This is a genomic window from uncultured Desulfobulbus sp. (assembly GCF_963662935.2).
Lineage (GTDB): Bacteria > Desulfobacterota > Desulfobulbia > Desulfobulbales > Desulfobulbaceae > Desulfobulbus.
Genome location: NZ_CAXXTL010000001.1, coordinates 591,059 through 609,707 on the forward strand (window position 1 = coordinate 591,059; position 18,649 = coordinate 609,707).

Genomic DNA, 18,649 nt, shown 5'->3' on the forward strand with positions numbered 1-18,649 from the left:
AGCTGATTGTTGAGACACTTTCCAGCGCTGGATTTACCGTCCGGAACCTTTCACCCGTCGTGTAATCTCTGGCATGTCGTGTTGAATATGATCGTAAAATTGCTTCATACCGGAGCACAAATAGTTCAGTCCCATCTCGCCGTCCGGCGCGCGCACCAACCGATTCTTGGGACATTCGCCCCAGCAGAGACGCAGGTGCGGGCATTGCCGGCAATACTGCGGCAGGGTGCGGCTCTTGGCGAAACCGAAGTGCTTCTGTGCCTCGGAATAGGCCATCTGACTCCAGTGGGTCTCGCTTATCGTGCCGACTCGGTACTCAGGGTACACATAATGGTCGCAAGAGAAGACATCGCCACTGTGTTCGATGGCCATGCCTTTGCCACAGAATTCTGAGGTGATGCAGCGCTGCGACGGCCAGCCCAGAGATTGGGCCACCGCCGTTTCAAAAAGGTCGACATGAATCTTGCCATAATCACGCTTGTACCAGTCATCCCAGACCTTACAAAGAAATCTGCCCCAGTCGTCGGGGTCAACCGACCAGTCGGTGACTACCGAATCCGGAGTCCCGGGTTTCGCTTGTGCTGAATCGACTACCGGCAGGCTGGCAGCGTCCCAATGTTGCGGAGCAGTGTCACGGAACACCTTGGGTTCCACGCAGGAGATGAACTGTACCCGCCATACTCCCAGTTCGCGGGTCAGGAACCGATAGACATCGAGTGGATAGTGGGCATTTTCTCGATTGACGACACAGAGGGCATTGAACGGCACGCCATGCTTGCGCAGCAGACGGGCTGCATCCATCACTTTGGCATGGGTCGGCTGCCCGTCCTTGGTGACCCGGTAGCGGTCATGCAAGCGCTGCGGCCCGTCGCAACTGAGGCCGACGAGAAAATTATGTTGTTTGAGGAATGTGGCCCACTCAGTATCTAGCAGGGTGCCGTTGGTCTGGAGATCGTTTTCAATGCGTTGCTGAGGTTTCTTGTATTGGGCCTGGAGCTCGACCACTGTGCGGAAAAAATCGAGTCCCATCAGGGTCGGCTCGCCTCCCTGCCAGGAAAAGACGACTTCGTCACCAGTCTGCGCTTCGATGTATTGGCGGATGTGCAACTCCAAGATATCATCGGACATCCGAGGTGCGGCGGGCTGTTGGAGCAAGCCCTGCTTGGAGAGGTAATAGCAGTAGGTGCAATTAAGATTGCACAGCGAACCGAGTGGTTTGACCATTGCATGAAAGCGATGTTTATAGCCTTCGGGCTGCTCGGGCAGTAGTATTGCCGGCCCTTTCGAATGGATCATGTCTATTTTGGCTCCATTGGTCTTCTCTAAAAAATCTTCGCCGCCACCTCAGCACCGACCCTTCTCTGTAGCCACTAGACGAAGAATACCTTCGAGCTCACTTGGGGAAGGGTGAGACGGTCTGCATAACCAGACCGCATTGCATGACTGCCTCTCTCAGAAGGTTCTCGAACTTGCTTATCACAAGCGACAGTATTGTTGCCAATTCGAATCGTAACAAGTGTGGTCAGGTGGCCTGCTCCAGGTCGAGGGGTTTCTCATGCTTAAGGGCGGAATTGGAATTTTTCAGGTTAATTGCACGGCGGATGGCCGCAAGAACCTCCACGCCGGAGTCTGTCTTGCGGAAGTAACCGGCGCATCCAGATGCTTCTGCCTGCGCCCGAACTTGGATGTCCTCGTGTCCCGTTATGAAAACGCAGGGGGTGGTATCGTTAACCGCAGAGAGCCTTTTGCTCAATTCCAGCCCAGTCATCCCTTTCAGTTGAATGTCAAGTATAAGGCAATCAAAATTCGGCCGTTTCGTGTCCGTAAGAAATGCTTCAGCGGAGAGATACGTGATCGGTTGAAAGTGAGCGGCCCGCAGCAGTCGACTCATCGAGCGGCAAAGACTCTCATCATCATCAACGACAGCGATATAGATATTTTGTTTGCGGCTCATAACGAGCAGACTAAATCTAAAAAAGGAGGTTTGTCTACTGCCCTTTAGGGAAGGTTGAGAATGAAGAAAAGGACGTGACGTAGAAAAGAGCTGGCAGGTTACTTTTTGATGGGGCTGACCTCAATCCATAACTTCGTTAATTCAGCTGATGAGGACACCTTGAGCTTGCTCGTTATAGAGGTGCGATGGAGTTTTACGGTGCGTTCGTGAATACTGAGGTCGTGGGCGATTTGCTTGTTCAATTTTCCCTGAACAACGTGTTGCAGAACCTCGTGTTCGCGTGAGGTGAGTGTGGCGAAGCACGCCTGCAACGCTTCCATCCGTGCCCGCCCGGCACGTTCGAAGGCATCACGGTCGAGCGCGCGTTTCACTGCGTCAAGCACGTCCTCTTTCGGTGCATGCTTCGTCAGAAAATCTTCCGCACCCCGCCGCATCGCAAGTACAGTGGTCGGAATATCTCCCTGGCCACTGAGGAAGATGACCGGCAATTTGTGCCCTTCCTTGGCGAGTTCTTCCTGCAGGTCCAGTCCACTCAAACCAGGCATCTGCAAATCCACAAGGACGCACCCCGGAATATCAAGTTCCGGTTGGAGCAGAAACTCTGCCGCCGAAGCAAAGGTCTTCACCTCGAAACCAGATGCACGCAACAGTCGTGCGATCGCCTTCAGGAACGAAGCGTCGTCGTCCACGATCCGGACAATGGGAACGGAAGTATTCATTGCGCATTGCTCCCCGCTATCGGCAAGGTGATGGTGAAGGTTGCCCCCCTGTCACGTTGGTTTCCACCCACAACCGTCCTTCGTGTGTTTCGATGATGCCACGGGAGATTGCAAGCCCCATCCCTAAGCCATGGGGCTTGGTACTGAAAAACGGCTCGAACAAATGCAAGGTGTCATCCTCCGCAATGCCGCCACCGTTGTCACTCACGGCAACTTTGACCGTTTTACCGACAGGCCGCGCCGACACCTTAACAAGAGGGAGTTCCGGTTGATTTTCTTCCAGAGCATCAAAGGCATTTAACAGCAGATTAATAAAAACTTGCTGCAATTGCACCGGATCGCCATGAATGGACGGCAAGGCGGGATTGATATCCAACACTAGCCCCACATGGCGCCTATCTGCATCTGACTGCACCAGGGTAATGACTTCGCCCAACAGGAGCGTAAGGTCGAGATGGTATTGTTTGGATTCGCGTTTCTTCATCATGGCTCGCATTCGATCGATCACCTGGCCTGCGCGTTGGTCATCCTTGCAGATGTCCTCCGTAATGTCGCGTAGTTCGGCAAGGTCTGGCGATGGATCTTCCAGCATTAAACCCATGGCCTCGGCGTTGCGTAGGATAGCGCCGAGCGGCTGGCTCAATTCATGAGCGAGTGTCGAGGCTAATTGCCCCATAGTGGAGACACGGTTGATGTGCGCAAGCTCGTTGCGCTTTTGCTGGAGTTCCAGCTCCATTTGCTTGCGCTCGGTGATATCCATCCCGATCCCCATGCAATACAACTGATCAAGATACTGGAATCTAGCGCCTGTCAACAGGTACGGCATCGATCGGCCGTCTTTCATAATCAGATTTGATTCAATCATAAAACTGCCGAGTTCAATGACTTTCTTGATCCCTTCGGTTACCGCCTCCTGATCTGCAGGCGCATACCAGTCAAGTGCATGACGGTTGCGGAGTTCTCCCGGGCCGTAACCCGTAGCTGTTTCGTGATTTCTGTTCCATCGGACCAGTCGCATCTCGGGAAAAGTGTAGAGGTAAAACAAGCCGGGAAGACTTTCCAGTAAGGTCTCCGAGAAGGATCGTTCCATCTGTAAGGCGAGTTCAGCCAGTTTGTGCTCGGTGATGTCGATCGACACGCCCGTCATACGATTGGAAGTGCCATTGGGTACGAAGAGCGTCTTGGCCAGTACTTTTACCCAGCGGATGCTGTCATCAGGCAAAACAATACGGTAATCGTAACGGAAATCAGCTCCCTCCTGGCGGCACTTCTGTGAGGCCTGGGCGACCCACTCAAAATCGTTGGGGTGGAGCCTGGAAAGGAAAGTATCAAATGATATCTGTTCATCAGGCGAAAAACCGTATATCAGTCGGGCTCTTTCTGTCGCCCAAATGACGTTGGTTTTAAAATCCCATAACCAGAGTCCCACGCCAGCAGAATCCGCCGCCAGATCCAACCACTCTTCTTTCTTGCAGAGATCGTCTGACAGTTGTGCGGTCTGAATTATCGCTCGACTCATCTCCCAGGCCATCACCGACACGACCCCCAAGAAGAACATACTGGGAGTAAGCGGTATTGGGTTGATCCCCCAGAACCCGAAAACAAACTGACCTAAGCTGACGGTGATGAAGAACGCCATGGTGCTGCTCAAAAGCAGCATTGATAACCGCTCGCCCCGCCGCCACATCGTCCATGTGGCATCCACAAGGAAGAACAAAAATAACACCAGACTGGACTGACCGATCAACATCCATGGGTTGGGTATGCCCACCGCGACAGAAACGGTTTCACCAAAGAGTTGAAATTGCCGCAAGCCGGTAATCTCACGGAAATTGATATTTGGCGTGAAAACAAAATTGAGGATGAGGGACAACGTCCGTAGACCACAGATCGTCCATGCAAGCCACAAACGCCCTGCCCGCATGTAAAGCCGTACAAAACCGACCAGCGAGAGAAGCAGTACCCAGAAAGGTACATGCCCCCACCGAAGAACCGTACCAAACTCATTGACCGTCTCCGCCCGCAACGCCAACACTTCGCAGACCGCCAAGCCGACCGTTGCCAACGCCGATAGGGAAAAGAGAAGGCTGGCCCACGCCGTGCGCTTGTTGCACCAAACCAACAAGTGCATCATCGCCAGCGTAAGACAGGATGAGGCGACCATGGCCCAGATGATAATAACCCAATTCATCCTAACACCAGGAGTTGACTAGGATATAACTTTCTTTAAAAAGAAAAAATATCAATTTTTTAATTAGTTATGAAGATGAGCGAAACAATAAGGACCGTTGGGGCAATATATTTCCATTTAATGGCTACCAAGGTTATTTATCAGGCCGTGAAAGCAATTTGGCACCATCAGGCCGCAATTCTCCCTTAGGCGATACATGCCGATATAGTGTTTGCCTAGTTATGCCAAGCTCTTGGCATAGTACGCTAACTTTTGTTTCTGAATGCCCCATTGCTGCCATAGCCCAGCGTAGTTTGGCGGCGGTCATTTTGAACGGCCGCCCACCTTTCCTACCGCGCGCCCGCGCTGAAGCAAGGCCTGCCAGGGTACGCTCGGCAATCAATTCGCGCTCAAATTCAGCCAAAGCAGCGAAAATACCGAAGACCAGTTTTCCGGCAGCGGTCGTGGTGTCAATGGCCGCGCCGTGTCCAGTCAGCACCTTGAGGCCGATGCCTCGCCCGGTCAGATTGTGCACGGTGTTAACCAGATGGCGCAAGCTACGACCGAGCCGGTCAAGTTTCCATACGACCAGCGTATCCCCTTCGCGTAATGCCTTGAGGCAAGCCGTCAAACCGGGTCGATCCTCATGCTTGCCAGAAGACTGGTCTTCGTAGAGATGTGCCGGATCAACGCTTGCAGCGATCAGCGCATCGCGCTGTAAAGAAGTTGACTGGGAACCGTCCGCTTTTGATACCCGCATGTAGCCAATCAGCATGTTGCACCTGTCATATATACGGTCGTTTGTATTACATTCCGATTTCGAGTCGATCTCCTCGGATAAGTTGTCATTTTTCTGGTATCTTAAACTATGTCTTGCAACATGTCCTGTGGATTGATTATTTGACACTAAATTAGTTGATGTCAAATAGTAAGGCGGAGAAATTAAATGAAGCGCAATTGGAAAAGAGAAGAACTGGACCAGCACTGGACACTTTGCGCCCACGAACAAAAACTTCTCCAGCGTAAAACCGTCGCTAGTCGGCTAGGCTTTGCTGTATTATTGAAATATTTTCAGGTGGAAGGCCGATTCCCTGAAAACCCTGATGAGGTTTCACGAGAGGTAATCCGCTTTGTCGCCAACCAGCTTGGGATATCCAGTAAATCATGGCGCGATTATTCATGGGTCGGGCGAGCAACCAAGTATCACCGCGATGAAATCCGCAAGTTTTTAGACTACCGCAAGACCTCTACGCAAGATATAAGAATTTTGAGAAAATGGTTGGTGGAAGAATTTCTCCACCAAGAATACCGCCTGGACCGTCTGCAATTGGCAGTCTTTGAACATTTTCGAAATCACCATGTTGAACCTCCTCCTGCTGGAAAGATTCGTCGTTTACTCCAATCCGCCCTCACCGAACATGAAAACCGTTTCTGTGAAAGGATTGTAAGCAACTTTGATGCGGCGATGATGAACCGTCTCAACGGCCTCTTGCAGCTGCAATCTACGGAGGACGGTGAATGGACTATTTGGCAGACCCTCAAGAATGATCCGGGCAAAGCCGGACTAGAGAGTGTCAAGGCCGCAGTCGACCGCTTGCAAATAGTCAGAGGAATCGGATTGCCTGGCGCTTTGTTCAAAGAGGTCTCGCCAAAACTGGTGGAACGGTACGCCAAACGGGCAGTTGTCGAGGAATCCTTTGAGCTCCGGCGGCATGGTCCCCCCCTCCGGGCAACCCTGATGGCCGCCTTCCTTAATCGCCGCTGCGAGGAACTGACCGATCACTTGGTGGACCTGTTGGTGGAAACCGTCCACAAGATGGGTAAGAAGGCGGAAAGTCGCATTGAGGAAGGCTTGAACGAGGTGCTGCAGAAAGCCCCCAGCAAGATGACCAAGCTCTATCAGATGGCCAAGGCCTCACTCGAAGCGCCGCAAGGGATCGTAGCCGAGGTTATTTTTCCCGAGGTCCCGGAAGAATGGCTGCAGAGCTTGGTCCAAGAGGTTGAAGCTGGAATCGGACATCCCACCAAGGTCAAAACGGCATTACAGCGTTCATACCGTTTTTACTATCGGCGAATGCTGCCGGAACTGCTCAATAACTTGGAGTTCAGTTGCACAAATGCGCAGCACCAACCCCTGATGCAAGCCCTGGGGTTGGTTAAATCACTTCTGGAACAGAAAAATGCAGTTTACCCAAAAGGAGCGGAAGTTCCCTTGACGGGGATAGTCCCGGCAAGCTGGCTGCCGTTAGTGGTCGAGGGTGACAAGATCAACCGGATAGCCTACGAGATTTGTGTGTTGAAGGCTCTACGCGAACAACTCCGTTGCCGTGAGATATGGGTGGTTGGTAGCCGACGCTACCGTAACCCCGAAGAAGATTTACCCCAGGATTTTGCAGAGCGCAAGACCTCCTACTTCGAGGATATGGGTTATCCCCTGGATGCCAAGACCTTTACTGCCTCCTTGCGAGAAGAGTTAACCGGCCATCTGCAAGCCCTTGACGAACGCATCTTGATTAATCCCAAGGTGAAGATCGTGGCCAAGAAGGATGGCCACAGAATATCGATTACCCCCTTTGAGCCCCAACCAGAGCCGATAAACCTCGCCACCCTCAAACGGGAGATCACCCAACGTTGGCCGGGAACAAGCCTGCTTGATATATTGAAGGAGACCGATCTGCGGGCAAACTTTACCCGCTTCCTGCAAAGCGGCACCGAGCGAAGCCATATGGATCGTGCTACCCTCCAACGACGGATTTTGCTCTGCCTGTTCGGTATGGGTACCAATACTGGAATTAAGAGTATGGAATCACTGCCGGAAAACGACTACAAGGAGCTGCTCTACATTCGCCGCCGGTTTATCTCCAACGAGGGCTTGCGCCAGGCTATTACCCAGGTGGTGAACGCAACCCTAGCGATACGGCGGCCAAAGGTTTGGGGCGAAGCCACCACCGCCTGCGCCTCGGACTCCAAACAGTTTGGAGCTTGGGACCAGAACCTTCTCACCGAATGGCATCTCCGTTACGGTGGCAGAGGGGTCATGGTCTACTGGCATGTCGAAAAAAATTCCGCCTGCATCTACTCCCAGTTCAAGCGAGTCTCCTCTTCGGAAGCTGCGGCCATGATCCAGGGGGTGCTCCGGCATTGCTCCGAAATGAAGGTTGACCGTCAGTATGTAGACAGCCACGGCCAGAACACGGTTGCCTTTGCATTTTGCCGCCTGCTGGGGTTTGACCTAATGCCACGGTTAAAAGGGATCAGTCGGCAGAGACTCTACAAGGTGGATATCAGCCAGAGTTTTTCCAACCTCAATCCAGTGCTAGCTGCCAAGGCAATCAACTGGGAGTTGATTGAAGAGCAGTGGGATACCATAATAAAGCATACCGTGGCCCTGAAGCTGGGAATGGCGGATGCGGAGAGCCTCTTGCGTCGTTTCGCTCGCAACAACATCCAACACCCGGCTTACAAGGCGTTGACGGAACTTGGGAAGGCAATCAAGACCATTTTCCTCTGTCGATATTTGGAGTCGGAAGACCTGCGACGGGAGATCCACGAGGGGCTCAACGTGGTAGAAAGCTGGAATAGCGCCAACGGCTTTATCTACTACGGCAAAAGAGGGGAAGTATCAACGAATCGTAAGGACAACCAGGAAATGGGCCTCCTTTGTCTGCACCTGTTGCAGGCGAGCCTAGTCTACATCAATACCTTGATGATTCAGGAGGTGCTAGCGGAGCCAGGCTGGCCAGAACGGATGACACTCCGGGATCTGGCGGCTTTAAGCCCTCTTATAACCCAGCATATCAATCCCTATGGACGATTTGAGCTTGATATGGGGACTCGCCTTCCGCTGGCCGCTTGATTAATGACTTTGATCCTTGGATGGGCAAAAATTTAACTTTGCCTTGACGAGACCAAAGCTGGGCCGGTAGGAACAAAAGTGGCGATCTTGGAACATAACCATTTAATTACGGGTTGTTATCTGGCAAACTCAAGACGAGTTTGCATTTTTGGAACGAATGTTGGGGTTGCCCCAAATACGGAGAATGTTCAGGCCGGCCGTTCTTTCCCGTATGGAGCACGGGAACAATCAGCACTTTTTTTTCTGATCGAACAAACAGCGTCCATTCCTTCATACTCTACAACCGTGGCAATTTTGATTTGCAAGGGTTCGCTCAAGAGGCATTTTGTGCCAAGCAAAACACTGAATCTGTCGGATCGCATATGCTGGTCGAGATGTTGGCGGGTTTCCCATTCTGAAATCAGGTTGAAAACATTGACGTCTTCAATGTCGCCGAAAATATCATAACTCAAACAGCCCTTTTCCTTTTCCGGTGGCTCGATCAATGAGTGCAGGGTTTGCAACACCTCTTTCTGCTTTTCCGGGAGCACGGTCATGATGGTTCTGACTATGATCATTGCTGTCGCCCTTTCTGTTAAATTTCGACTCCTGAGTGCTTTGCACGAGTCGATTATCGCCATGAAACTCTTCGATTTTGTTTTCTTCTGAGGAAAAAAATTGGGCCTTCCTCCTTCAGTCTGAACACGAATCACCCTTGATGTTCAATTTCGGCCTGCGGAGGCGATAGCACATCGGGTGATATTGTCTCTGTAACGGCCTTGGCTGCCGCCAACATTTCTCGTAATTCATCCCCCGGCACGCTTTCCTTTTCAGAAAGGAGCCGGGCTAAATCATCAAGGACGGTACGCCGCTCCGAGAGGATTCCACGGACACGTTGGTGGGATTCATCGATAAATCGTGTGACTTCCTCGTCGATTTGAGCAGCCTTGGCTTCACTGTAATTTTTGCCGGAAGAATAGGTGTCCGGAAGAAACATCGCCTGACGAGGACGTTCATAGCTCACCAGACCCAGGCGATCACTCATGCCATATTCTGTGACCATGGCTCGGGCAATATCCGACGCTCGCTGCAAATCGTTCTGGGCACCGGTTGATATTTCCTGGAAAACCAGTTCTTCCGCTACCCTGCCGCCTAACAAAACAGCCAACCGGTCCACCAGTTCTGAACGGGTCATGAGATACCGATCTTCCGTGGGCTGTTGCTGAGTATATCCGAGCGCCGCAATACCCCGTGGAATAATGGAGATTTTATGCACAGGATCGGCATGCTCCACGGACTCGGCGACAATCGCGTGCCCGGACTCATGAAAGGCGACAATTTCTTTTTCCTGGGCATTCATAACCCGGTTCTTTTTCTGCAGACCGGCGACTACCCGGTCAATAGCCTCGTCAAAATCGACCATCCCCACGGTTTCTTTATCATTTCTGGCAGCCAGCAGCGCGGCCTCGTTGATGATGTTGGCCAGATCTGCTCCGACAAAACCAGGGGTGCGGCCAGCAATTTTGCGCAAATCCACCTCTGGTCCCAACACCACGTTTTTGGAGTGAATTTTTAAAATGGCTTCCCGGCCGTTGATATCCGGCCGATCGACTAAAACCTGACGATCAAACCTTCCTGGCCGGAGCAACGCAGGGTCTAGGATTTCAGGGCGGTTGGTGGCCGCCATGATAATGACCCCTTTGTTGGTATCAAATCCATCCATCTCCACCAGCAGCTGGTTCAGCGTTTGCTCCCGTTCATCATGGCCCCCCATCACATTCATCCCCCGGGCTTTGCCGAGGGCGTCCAGTTCATCAATGAAGATGATGCAGGGTGCCTGGGCCGCGGCTTGGGAAAAGAGATCGCGAACGCGGGCAGCTCCAACACCGACAAACATTTCGACAAATTCGGAGCCGCTGATGCTGAAAAAAGGCACCTTGGCCTCACCCGCCACGGCCCTGGCCAGCAGCGTTTTACCTGTGCCTGGCGGACCGACAAGCAGCACCCCTTTGGGTATCCTCCCCCCAAGTTTTTGGGCTTTATCAGGAGTACTCAAAAATTCGACCACTTCCTCGAGTTCGCCCTTGGCCTCGTCAATACCGGCTACATCCTCAAAGCTGACTTTTATTTCACTCTCGGCAAAAATCTTGGCTTTGCTTTTGCCAAAAGACATGACGCCCATTCCCGATCCCATCTTCTTCATGGCAAAACGCCAGATCAGAAACATAACCCCAAGAGGAAGAATCCATGAGAGAAGGCTGCTTAGAAATTTGTTTTGATAGCGTCCGGAATAGCTGACCTTTCGTTCATCCAGCTCTTTTACCAAGCCGGGATCGTTGACGCGAACAGTCGTGAACTCCTGACTTGGAGACCCTGCCAGCGTTCCCGTGATTTTATCAGGATCAATGGTCAGCTCGACCACCTTGCCTTCGACAAGGTCCTGTTTAAACTGGCTGTAGGGAATTGTTTCTACCTTTGCAGAAAAGAGATAAGGTTGCAGGAAGGAAAAGAAGAGAAAAATTAACAGATAAAACCAGATGTTGAATCGGCTTTTAGGTGGCAAGGCATTCTTTTTATCCTGAGAAACTCCATAACCAAACAGAGACCGAATTTTTTCGGTAAGATTTTCTGGTTGTTTGTTGTTCTGATTGACCGACATGTACCAATTCCTCTTTTCTAGAGGCCCGGATAAAACCAATTGCCTGCAGTTTTCCTTGGCCTGACATAAGGAAAGCAATCATTGATCCAGAATTTACGTGGCCGATATATCGTTACTCATCTTTTTGTTTTATCGTGAATAATTAACAATACAGCGGGCGGGGCCGCTACCTTCTTCTCCCGCCATGAAGCGGTTATATTTAACCACCGGTTAAATATAACCTGATTTGCAGGTTCCTCGGTAAACAGGGCTGGGAGAGGGAGCATCCATGGTCCAGAGGCCACGGATGAGCCATGGAGGGTTCAGTCTCGGGACGGATTACTGGTATTGGCCCGTTTGAAGAGTGTCAACGGGAGAAATCTCGTGCTTTGAAACAAGAGATTTCTCCCGTTGGTCGAAATGACATGGTGCGCAGACTTCCTTTTTGCAAGAGGCTCTGGCGATACATTATTTTTACATCAGCAGGTTGCTTGTGAGTAAAGGCGGGGTATCCGCCCTGCTCAAGTAAAGCCATCGAATCCGGCATGGGGCGAGCTCCACAGTCAACAGTGACAGTGTTCATGCAGGGTATATGCAGGGTTGTCTATTGTTGCAACTCCCATTGCCCATTTTCATTCCGGCAAGCTGTGCTGTAGGTCCGTTCCGGTTTACCGTTGATGATGGCTTCGATTTCAGCCTTTCTGCAGACCCGCCTGGAAGAAGAATCCTGATAAGCTGGCTCCGGAGTAACAGCGTAACGGTTGCCGCTATCCGGATTCACCCAGGATGAACGTTGGTTGGATGCACCCTGCTCATAGGTGTTATTCAACCTGTCTCGATCGGATTTATCCATTTCATTGCCGACAATATAACCAAGCAATCCGCCCACTGCGGCGCCAATCAATGTTGCCCCCGTGTTATGGCCGATCGCCTGGCCGATAATGGCGCCGCCTGCAGCACCTCCAACCGCGCCGGTTTGGCCTTTGGTGGCGCAAGAGGAAAGCAGCAGCAGGAAAAGCAGGGCGACGATATTGATATGTTTCATGATAATTCTCCTTGTTAAATGAGAGTGAGCGCCTGAGAAAATACAAAAATATCGTCTCGTCTTGACGCTGCGAACCGCTTGAATTGGAAAATAGAGGGTATTCACGAGAATGAATCGTGTCTTTCTACTGGCTCTAGGCACTCTGAAATGATCTTGTTGCAATGCAACATGGCGCCAGGTGGCGTGAGGTTTAGGAATGGCTGTTTTCAGTCCGCAGTGCAGGGTTAATGCGTACTCGTGAACCTCCCGGGATCCATTTTGTCTTGAGAGGAATGAAGAATTAAAAATTGGCGCAGTAAATAAACCAACATAGAGAGTTGACAATAACCCCGCATGAAGCGGGGGTGTCGTCTCCCGGAAAACGCAAGTGTCAGCACTTCACAACATTTGTTGCCGTCGGCCCTTTGGCTCCATTTTCCACATCAAATTTCACGCGATCGCCTTCCTGAAGAGATTTGAATCCTTCGGCCTGAATAGCGGAATGATGCACAAAAACATCCTTGCCGTTTTCCTGCTCGATAAAACCAAAACCCTTTGAATCGTTAAACCATTTTACTGTTCCTTCAGCCATTACACATACTCCTTTTTTCGTTGAGTGACCGGGTCACACTTTTGGGGTGATGCCCCCACTTTGGGGGCATCGGTCATACACTGAATCATCGGAGAGGAGGATCATTCAATCGTATGTTATCTGTTTTGCAATCTCCGGACCTGGTTGTAAAAATTAGCAAATGTAGCGTATGTTTCTGGTTTGTTAATAAATATTTTTCCGGCATTCATCTGCGCCATGTCGTGAAGAGTTCAAAGTGGGGGTCGTATTTAACCACTGGCCATATATAACCTTCAAGAATCTGTTGCATGAGTATCTGGCGCACCATTTAAGGATACTTTATCCCCTGTCTCGGTAGACGTTGCATGGAGTTCCGCCTGGCCCGCGCACAGGCAGGCACCGAAAATGAAAATTGCTCCGGAAACATAGATCCACAGCAGCAAGGCCATGATCCCACCGAACGTCCCATAGACCGCGTTCAAGGTGGCAAAGTCTTTCAGGTAGATGATGAACAGGTTTTCACCCGCTCGCAATAAAATCGTGGCGCACAGGGCGGCGGCCCAGACTTCGACAAACCGCGTGGGGCGGCTCGGAGCGAACCGGTAAAAAAGGAGCAGGCCGAAGAACACCACCACCGAGGGGACAAAAAAGCTTCCAAGGTCATAGACCCATGAACGGTATTCATACAGGGGAAACAGCAGCCATCCCCTCGCTATTCTGAGCAGCACCGGCACGGCCATGCTCAGAAGGATTGCAGCCGTCGTGCTGCCGAGCAACGTCAGGCTTTTCAAAGGCAAGCGCCACCAATTGTAGACCGTGCTGCCCCAGGCGCGGTTGGTGGCCACGATCAGGGTGGCAAAACATTGAAGAGCGGTCCAGGCCAGGGCGAGAGAGGCGACCGTGCTTGCCTGGTCGCGGGCAGTGATGACACCGGCGATGGCGCTGGAAATATACTGCTGCATCTCACCGCTAATCGGGACATATCCCTCCATAGAGGCGATTACCTCTTTGCCGGCGATATCTCTGTCGACAAAGGTCGAAACAACCGTGACCAGAAGAATCATTAAAGGAAACAGGGAGAAAAATGCATTGAAGGCAAAGGCTCCGGCCAACTGTGCTCCGTCAATGTCCGCAAACTTTTTGCCGGCAAAGCCCGGCACCGTCCAAACCCGGCGAATAGTTTGCCAAAGTCTGCCTTGCCAGCGAGACAACACCGCAGGCAGCCTGGGGTGGCGCTTCCTTTTCACCGCCTGGCTCTCCGCACCATCTTGACCCCCTCCAAAACCAGCAGCGGGATGGTGGCCAAGGCCATAAGCAGCAAGCAATCGGTGAGCGGCATGGACGACGTCTTGAGTATACGGCCCAGGATCGCATTGTGTTGGCTCCACACCTGGAGACCGAAAGAAACGGCGACCACGATGACCAGATTGAGGTTGGTAAATAACGAGATACGCCAGACCTGCTTGGTTTCACTGCGGGCGCCAAAGGACCGCAAGAGCTCGGCAAAGACCAGCACGGTGAAGGCGTAGGTGCGCGCCGTTTCCAGGGGTTCCGTCTTCAGAACAAGGAGGTACACCGCAAATGCCACCCCCGCCGTGAGAACGCCGGTAAGCAGCATCGAGCGCAGGAAGCTGCGGTCAGTCATGCTTTCTGTTCTGGGGCGCGGGTGGCGTTGCATCACGTCGGGGTCGATGGGGTCGGTGGCCAGGCAGAGCGCGGGCAAACCATCGGTCACCAGGTTGATCCACAGCAGATGAATCGGCAGTAGGGGCGATGGTAAACCAATAGCGACGCAGATCGTCATCAGCAGTAGTTCGCCGGTGTTGCCCGCCAGCAGGTATTGCAGCGTTTTGCGGATGTTGTCGTATATGCCGCGACCTTCTTCGACGGCCGCGACAATGGTGGCAAAGTTGTCATCGGTGATGATCATGTCCGCGGCCTGCTTGGTGACTTCCGTGCCCGACTGTCCCATGGCGATGCCGATGTCTGCGCCTTTGATGGCCGGCGCATCGTTGACGCCGTCGCCGGTCATGGCCACCACGGCCTCTTTATCGGTTTTCAAGGCACGGATAATGCGCAGTTTGTGCAGGGCGGTGACCCGGGCGTAGACGACGGTTTTCAGCGCCCGCTGCTGGAGTTCGTCATCGGATATGTTTTCCATCTCCATTCCGGCGATCACTGATTCGTCGCCGGTGGCGAGGCCGATTTCCCGGGCTATAGCTGCCGCGGTGTGCGGATGGTCGCCGGTAATCATCACCACCCGGACGCAGGCGGCGCGGCATTTGGCCACGGCGTTTTTGGCCTCCTGGCGCGGCGGATCATACATGCCCGTCAGACCGACGAACACCAGGTTGCGCTCGACGGCATCTGCAGCGAGCTCGGCGGGCGAAGCGTTGTCCAGGTCGCGATAGGCCGATCCGAGCACCCGCAAGGCTTGCTGCGCCATGGCGGTGTTCAGCGTCTCAATGCTCCGGCGATCCTCGTCCGTCATCGGCCGGACTCCGGTACCGGTGGAGATCTCCGTGCAGAGCTCCAGCAGCATATCGGGCGCACCGTTGATCAGGGCGCGGAGCCTGCCGTCCGGCATCTTGCGAATCACCGTGTTGCGTTTGCGGTCGGAATCGAAAGGAATGGCATGGTGCTTCGGCAATTCCGCCTCAATCTGCTTCCGGTTGCCGCCGGCCTTGGCGCCGGCCGAAAGCAAGGCACCTTCGGTGGGATCGCCGACGGTGTGCCAATCGCCGTCTTCTTCAACGAGATGCGAATTGTTGCAGCCGAGGAGAACGGTTGCCAGTTCGAGCAGCGGTGCCGTGTATTCGGCCTCCGGTTTCTTGCCTGCTAAACGGACTTCACCGTCTGGCCCGTAACCGTCCCCGGTCACCTCAAAACTTTGGCCGGCGACATACAGCCCGCGCACGGTCATTTCACCGGCCGTGAGCGTTCCGGTTTTATCCGTACAGATGATGGTTGTCGAACCGAGCGTCTCCACTGCCGGCAGTCTGCGCACCAGCGCGTGACGGCGTGACATGCGCAGCACGCCGAGCGCGAGCGCGACCGTAACGATGGCCGGCAAGCCTTCCGGCACAGCGGCCACCGCAAGGCTGACCGCAGTCATTGTCAACTCATAGAGATTGGTCCCGCGAAGCATCCCCAGCCCGAAAAGCAGGGCGACAATGCCGAGCGCCGCCCAGCGAGGATGCGTCCGACCGAATCGAGTTTCTTCTGCAGCGGAGTGCTTTCCCCTGCACCCTCCTTGGCAAGCAGTCCAGCGATGCGGCCCAGCTCGGTTTGCATAGCCGTGGCCACCACGACGGCCAGGCCGGTGCCCGCTGCGACTGCGGTGGCCATGAAGACCATGTTGGCCCGGTCGCCAAGAGGGACATTGCTCCCGGCCAAGGTCGCGGGCTGTTTCGCCACCGCTGCCGATTCGCCGGTCAGGGCCGATTCGATGCAGGTAAGCGATGCCGCTTCCAGAAGCCTGGCATCGGCAGCCACCAGGTCGCCGGCTTCCAGTGCCAGGATTTCGCCAACGACTATTTCCGAAGCTGGGATCGAAGTGATGGCCCCATCGCGCCGCACCTTGGCCCGGGGTGCGGTCATCTTTTTGAGCGCTGCAATCGACTCCTCGGCGTTGAACTCCTGGTAAAAACCGATGGCGGCGTTGAGGACAACGATGGCGAGGATGGCGACAGCGTCGACGACTTCACCCATCACGGCGGAGATCACCCCGGCAGCGATGAGAATCCAGATGATGATACTCTTGAACTGACCGAGAAAAATCTGCAGCGAGCTAATGTGCTTGCCTTCTCGCAACTGGTTCGGGCCGTTGGCCGCGAGACGTTGTCCGGCTTCGGTAGCCGAGAGTCCGGTCGCTTTGGAACCCAGTTCTGCCAGTACTTCCTCGGCAGAACGGTGGTACCAGGCTGTACCCTTGGGTGGTTCGTTGGTGGCCGATGGCGGGGTCATGCGATTCTCCTTCACCCAGCTATTGATGTGGCACGGGCAATTGGGGCAAATTTACTGAGCAATATCCTCAGGTGAGAGGATACCATTGATACCAATGGGTGCTATCGCGGTCTCGGATATGCCCGGTTGCCCGGCTGTGTCGAGCTGCTTCGGCGTCCGCCCGAGGTGAATAGCCTCAAGAACACGAAGCATCAATTCGATCCCGCGCTGCTCATCCTGTTCACAGGTTGGGACGCAGAATGAAGGCCGGCAACCACCAATGGGCCGGTAGAAATTCCATGTGACGGGGTGTCAGTCGTCGCTTGGGTCTTCCTCCGTCAGCCGCCGGCGGATCGCCAGCAACTCCTGCTGGCGCTTTTCGCTGACCTCCGGGTAGCTCATTTTGAGGGCCTTAAAGGTATCGAGAATAATTTGAGAAATAATCAGGCGGGCGTTCTTCTTGTCGTCGGCGGGCACCACATGCCAAGGAGCGATGTCTGTACTTGTCGCGCTCAGGCACGCCTCATAGACCTCCATGTACTGTGTCCAGAATTGCCGTTCTTCTATGTCGGCCACACTGAATTTCCAGTTTTTCTCCGGCTCGTCGATCCGATCGAGAAAGCGCTTTCGCTGTTCTTCCTTGGAAAGATGCAGGAAGAATTTGACGATCCGGGTGCCGTTGCGGTGGAGATGGGCCTCCAGATCGATGATGGATTGATATCGCTCCCGCCAGATGGTCTGCTCGTCGACTAACCCATCCGGCAGACCTTGGCCGTGGAGGATTTCAGGATGGACACGAACGATGAGCACTTCCTCGTAGTAGGAACGATTGAAGAGAACACCACCCCGGCCACGGTGATCATCGAGCCTGCAACGGCCGTGAGTAGGCCGCGGGCACCGGCTGCACCGGAGTCGAAAAGCAGCGGCCATCGCCCGAAGATAGGTAGATTGACGGTCGCGTCCACGGTGATCAGGACGATGGCGAGCACCACGGCGACCAAGACCATCACGGCAGGGACGAACCAGAAGCTGGAGCGACTTTCTTGCCACCAATGGTGCAGTTTTCTCAGCATTATCAGCTGCCTCAATCTTTTAGTATCGATCTTTCCGGCTGTTTTTTTGGAAGAGAAGAGGCAGGGGAGACCGGCAGGAGGTTTTCCCCGTCCTTTAACGGCTGTGCCTGTTCCTTGATAACCACGGCTTCTCTGTATAAGCCGACTTCCGCTTTCGTGGATACGGCATCGGGCGTTTCCTCTGGCGGTTGCAGGGGGTGTTGTTCACCTGCCAGGGTATCCGCACCCCGAGTAGCGGCCGGTTTCCCATCGAGTCCGGTCAACGGGATACATTGGGGGAAGGTGCCCTCTCGGTCATCGCCGGGCGATCTCCAGCGCTGGCGGCTTTTATCTTAAAGCCGCCAGCGCCTTTTCCCCGGTCAGGACCAGGATTGCTGAATGGAAAAGAGTTCTGGCTTCTTTTCTTTTGTTGTTCTTTTCCTTGTACCAGGGCCGCGAGTCGCCACTCAGGGATTAATATAGATCGGGGGAAAAAAGATCCTGACGCCCGGCTCTGGAGGCGGTGTATAGAAGCCTGGCGGCGGCGCATAAATCCGGTGACTGTAACCATCTTCATAATACCGGTATCCACGCCTGTCATGCCAGCGGCCATGTCCACCTTGGCGGTAGCGGTCATACCCTGGCCCCCTGTGCTCGTAACGGCGATTGTCATACTGTCTCCCCCGGTTACGATCATTATCAGCGTAGGACGGCGCCACGTTTATGCTGCTTATTATTGCG

The 18,649-nt window shown here is 53.6% G+C and carries 16 protein-coding genes and 1 pseudogene; 1 reads left to right on the forward strand and 16 read right to left on the reverse strand.

Features of this window, described 5'->3' with window-relative positions; all coding sequences use genetic code 11:
- Positions 1-33 precede the first annotated feature (33 nt).
- The 5 genes from ACHZCX_RS02535 to ACHZCX_RS02555 form a co-directional block, all read right to left on the reverse strand.
- On the reverse strand, positions 34-1,296 hold the full coding sequence (locus ACHZCX_RS02535) for an anaerobic sulfatase maturase (protein ID WP_319585665.1): 1,263 nt from the start codon (positions 1,294-1,296) through the stop codon (positions 34-36).
- A 226-nt stretch (positions 1,297-1,522) separates the two neighbouring features.
- The gene (locus ACHZCX_RS02540) at positions 1,523-1,954 is read right to left on the reverse strand and encodes a response regulator (protein WP_319585666.1); all 432 of its coding nucleotides are present in this window, start codon (positions 1,952-1,954) and stop codon (positions 1,523-1,525) included.
- Between the two features lie 98 nt (positions 1,955-2,052).
- Complete coding sequence (locus ACHZCX_RS02545; RefSeq protein ID WP_319585667.1) at positions 2,053-2,673, reverse strand: response regulator; 621 nt, start codon at positions 2,671-2,673, stop codon at positions 2,053-2,055.
- A gap of 16 nt (positions 2,674-2,689) precedes the next feature.
- Complete coding sequence (locus ACHZCX_RS02550; RefSeq protein ID WP_319585668.1) at positions 2,690-4,864, reverse strand: PAS domain S-box protein; 2,175 nt, start codon at positions 4,862-4,864, stop codon at positions 2,690-2,692.
- A 133-nt stretch (positions 4,865-4,997) separates the two neighbouring features.
- Entirely contained in the window at positions 4,998-5,618 is a 621-nt protein-coding gene (locus ACHZCX_RS02555) for a recombinase family protein (RefSeq protein WP_319585669.1), read from the reverse strand.
- 171 nt (positions 5,619-5,789) lie between these two features.
- Between ACHZCX_RS02555 and ACHZCX_RS02560 the strand changes: the two genes are divergently transcribed.
- The gene (locus ACHZCX_RS02560; protein ID WP_319585670.1) at positions 5,790-8,699 is read left to right on the forward strand and encodes a Tn3 family transposase; all 2,910 of its coding nucleotides are present in this window, start codon (positions 5,790-5,792) and stop codon (positions 8,697-8,699) included.
- A 188-nt stretch (positions 8,700-8,887) separates the two neighbouring features.
- On the opposite strand, the gene ACHZCX_RS02565 is transcribed toward ACHZCX_RS02560, so the two are convergent.
- The 11 genes and pseudogenes from ACHZCX_RS02565 to ACHZCX_RS02615 form a co-directional block, all read right to left on the reverse strand.
- On the reverse strand, positions 8,888-9,256 hold the full coding sequence (locus ACHZCX_RS02565; protein ID WP_319585671.1) for an antibiotic biosynthesis monooxygenase family protein: 369 nt from the start codon (positions 9,254-9,256) through the stop codon (positions 8,888-8,890).
- Positions 9,257-9,387: 131 nt separating this feature from the next.
- Positions 9,388-11,337, reverse strand: a complete 1,950-nt coding sequence (ftsH, locus tag ACHZCX_RS02570; RefSeq protein WP_319585672.1) for an ATP-dependent zinc metalloprotease FtsH — start codon at positions 11,335-11,337, stop codon at positions 9,388-9,390.
- 346 nt (positions 11,338-11,683) lie between these two features.
- The gene (locus ACHZCX_RS02575) at positions 11,684-11,863 is read right to left on the reverse strand and encodes a hypothetical protein (protein ID WP_319585673.1); all 180 of its coding nucleotides are present in this window, start codon (positions 11,861-11,863) and stop codon (positions 11,684-11,686) included.
- A gap of 57 nt (positions 11,864-11,920) precedes the next feature.
- Entirely contained in the window at positions 11,921-12,361 is a 441-nt protein-coding gene (locus tag ACHZCX_RS02580) for a glycine zipper domain-containing protein (protein ID WP_319585674.1), read from the reverse strand.
- Between the two features lie 370 nt (positions 12,362-12,731).
- A complete protein-coding gene (locus tag ACHZCX_RS02585) occupies positions 12,732-12,932 on the reverse strand; it encodes a cold-shock protein (protein WP_319585675.1) in 201 nt (66 codons plus the stop codon).
- Between the two features lie 272 nt (positions 12,933-13,204).
- Complete coding sequence (locus tag ACHZCX_RS02590; RefSeq protein WP_319585676.1) at positions 13,205-14,158, reverse strand: YihY/virulence factor BrkB family protein; 954 nt, start codon at positions 14,156-14,158, stop codon at positions 13,205-13,207.
- A complete protein-coding gene (locus ACHZCX_RS02595; protein WP_319585677.1) occupies positions 14,155-16,059 on the reverse strand; it encodes a cation-transporting P-type ATPase in 1,905 nt (634 codons plus the stop codon). The genes ACHZCX_RS02590 and ACHZCX_RS02595 overlap by 4 nt, the downstream gene beginning before the upstream one ends.
- Entirely contained in the window at positions 16,029-16,877 is an 849-nt protein-coding gene (locus tag ACHZCX_RS02600) for a cation-transporting P-type ATPase (RefSeq protein ID WP_319585678.1), read from the reverse strand. The genes ACHZCX_RS02595 and ACHZCX_RS02600 overlap by 31 nt, the downstream gene beginning before the upstream one ends.
- A gap of 291 nt (positions 16,878-17,168) precedes the next feature.
- Positions 17,169-17,711, reverse strand: a pseudogene (locus tag ACHZCX_RS02605) (polyphosphate kinase 2 family protein); the annotation flags it as partial.
- A complete protein-coding gene (locus ACHZCX_RS02610) occupies positions 17,606-17,929 on the reverse strand; it encodes a DUF2254 family protein (RefSeq protein ID WP_319585680.1) in 324 nt (107 codons plus the stop codon). The gene ACHZCX_RS02610 and the pseudogene ACHZCX_RS02605, both read right to left, overlap by 106 nt.
- Positions 17,930-18,188: 259 nt before the next feature.
- Positions 18,189-18,581, reverse strand: coding sequence for a hypothetical protein (locus ACHZCX_RS02615; protein ID WP_319585681.1), 393 nt, complete (start codon positions 18,579-18,581; stop codon positions 18,189-18,191).
- Between the last annotated feature and the right edge of the window lie 68 nt (positions 18,582-18,649).

Coding starts and splice junctions, on each gene's coding strand:
- ACHZCX_RS02535 (WP_319585665.1), bottom strand. CDS start 1,296: ATGATCCATTCGAAAGGGCCGGCAATACTACTGCCCGAGCAGCCCGAA.
- ACHZCX_RS02540 (WP_319585666.1), bottom strand. CDS start 1,954: ATGAGCCGCAAACAAAATATCTATATCGCTGTCGTTGATGATGATGAG.
- ACHZCX_RS02545 (WP_319585667.1), bottom strand. CDS start 2,673: ATGAATACTTCCGTTCCCATTGTCCGGATCGTGGACGACGACGCTTCG.
- ACHZCX_RS02550 (WP_319585668.1), bottom strand. CDS start 4,864: ATGAATTGGGTTATTATCATCTGGGCCATGGTCGCCTCATCCTGTCTT.
- ACHZCX_RS02555 (WP_319585669.1), bottom strand. CDS start 5,618: ATGCTGATTGGCTACATGCGGGTATCAAAAGCGGACGGTTCCCAGTCA.
- ACHZCX_RS02560 (WP_319585670.1), top strand. CDS start 5,790: ATGAAGCGCAATTGGAAAAGAGAAGAACTGGACCAGCACTGGACACTT.
- ACHZCX_RS02565 (WP_319585671.1), bottom strand. CDS start 9,256: ATGATCATAGTCAGAACCATCATGACCGTGCTCCCGGAAAAGCAGAAA.
- ftsH (WP_319585672.1), bottom strand. CDS start 11,337: ATGTCGGTCAATCAGAACAACAAACAACCAGAAAATCTTACCGAAAAA.
- ACHZCX_RS02575 (WP_319585673.1), bottom strand. CDS start 11,863: ATGCCGGATTCGATGGCTTTACTTGAGCAGGGCGGATACCCCGCCTTT.
- ACHZCX_RS02580 (WP_319585674.1), bottom strand. CDS start 12,361: ATGAAACATATCAATATCGTCGCCCTGCTTTTCCTGCTGCTGCTTTCC.
- ACHZCX_RS02585 (WP_319585675.1), bottom strand. CDS start 12,932: ATGGCTGAAGGAACAGTAAAATGGTTTAACGATTCAAAGGGTTTTGGT.
- ACHZCX_RS02595 (WP_319585677.1), bottom strand. CDS start 16,059: ATGCTTCGCGGGACCAATCTCTATGAGTTGACAATGACTGCGGTCAGC.
- ACHZCX_RS02600 (WP_319585678.1), bottom strand. CDS start 16,877: ATGACCCCGCCATCGGCCACCAACGAACCACCCAAGGGTACAGCCTGG.
- ACHZCX_RS02610 (WP_319585680.1), bottom strand. CDS start 17,929: ATGCTGAGAAAACTGCACCATTGGTGGCAAGAAAGTCGCTCCAGCTTC.
- ACHZCX_RS02615 (WP_319585681.1), bottom strand. CDS start 18,581: ATGACAATCGCCGTTACGAGCACAGGGGGCCAGGGTATGACCGCTACC.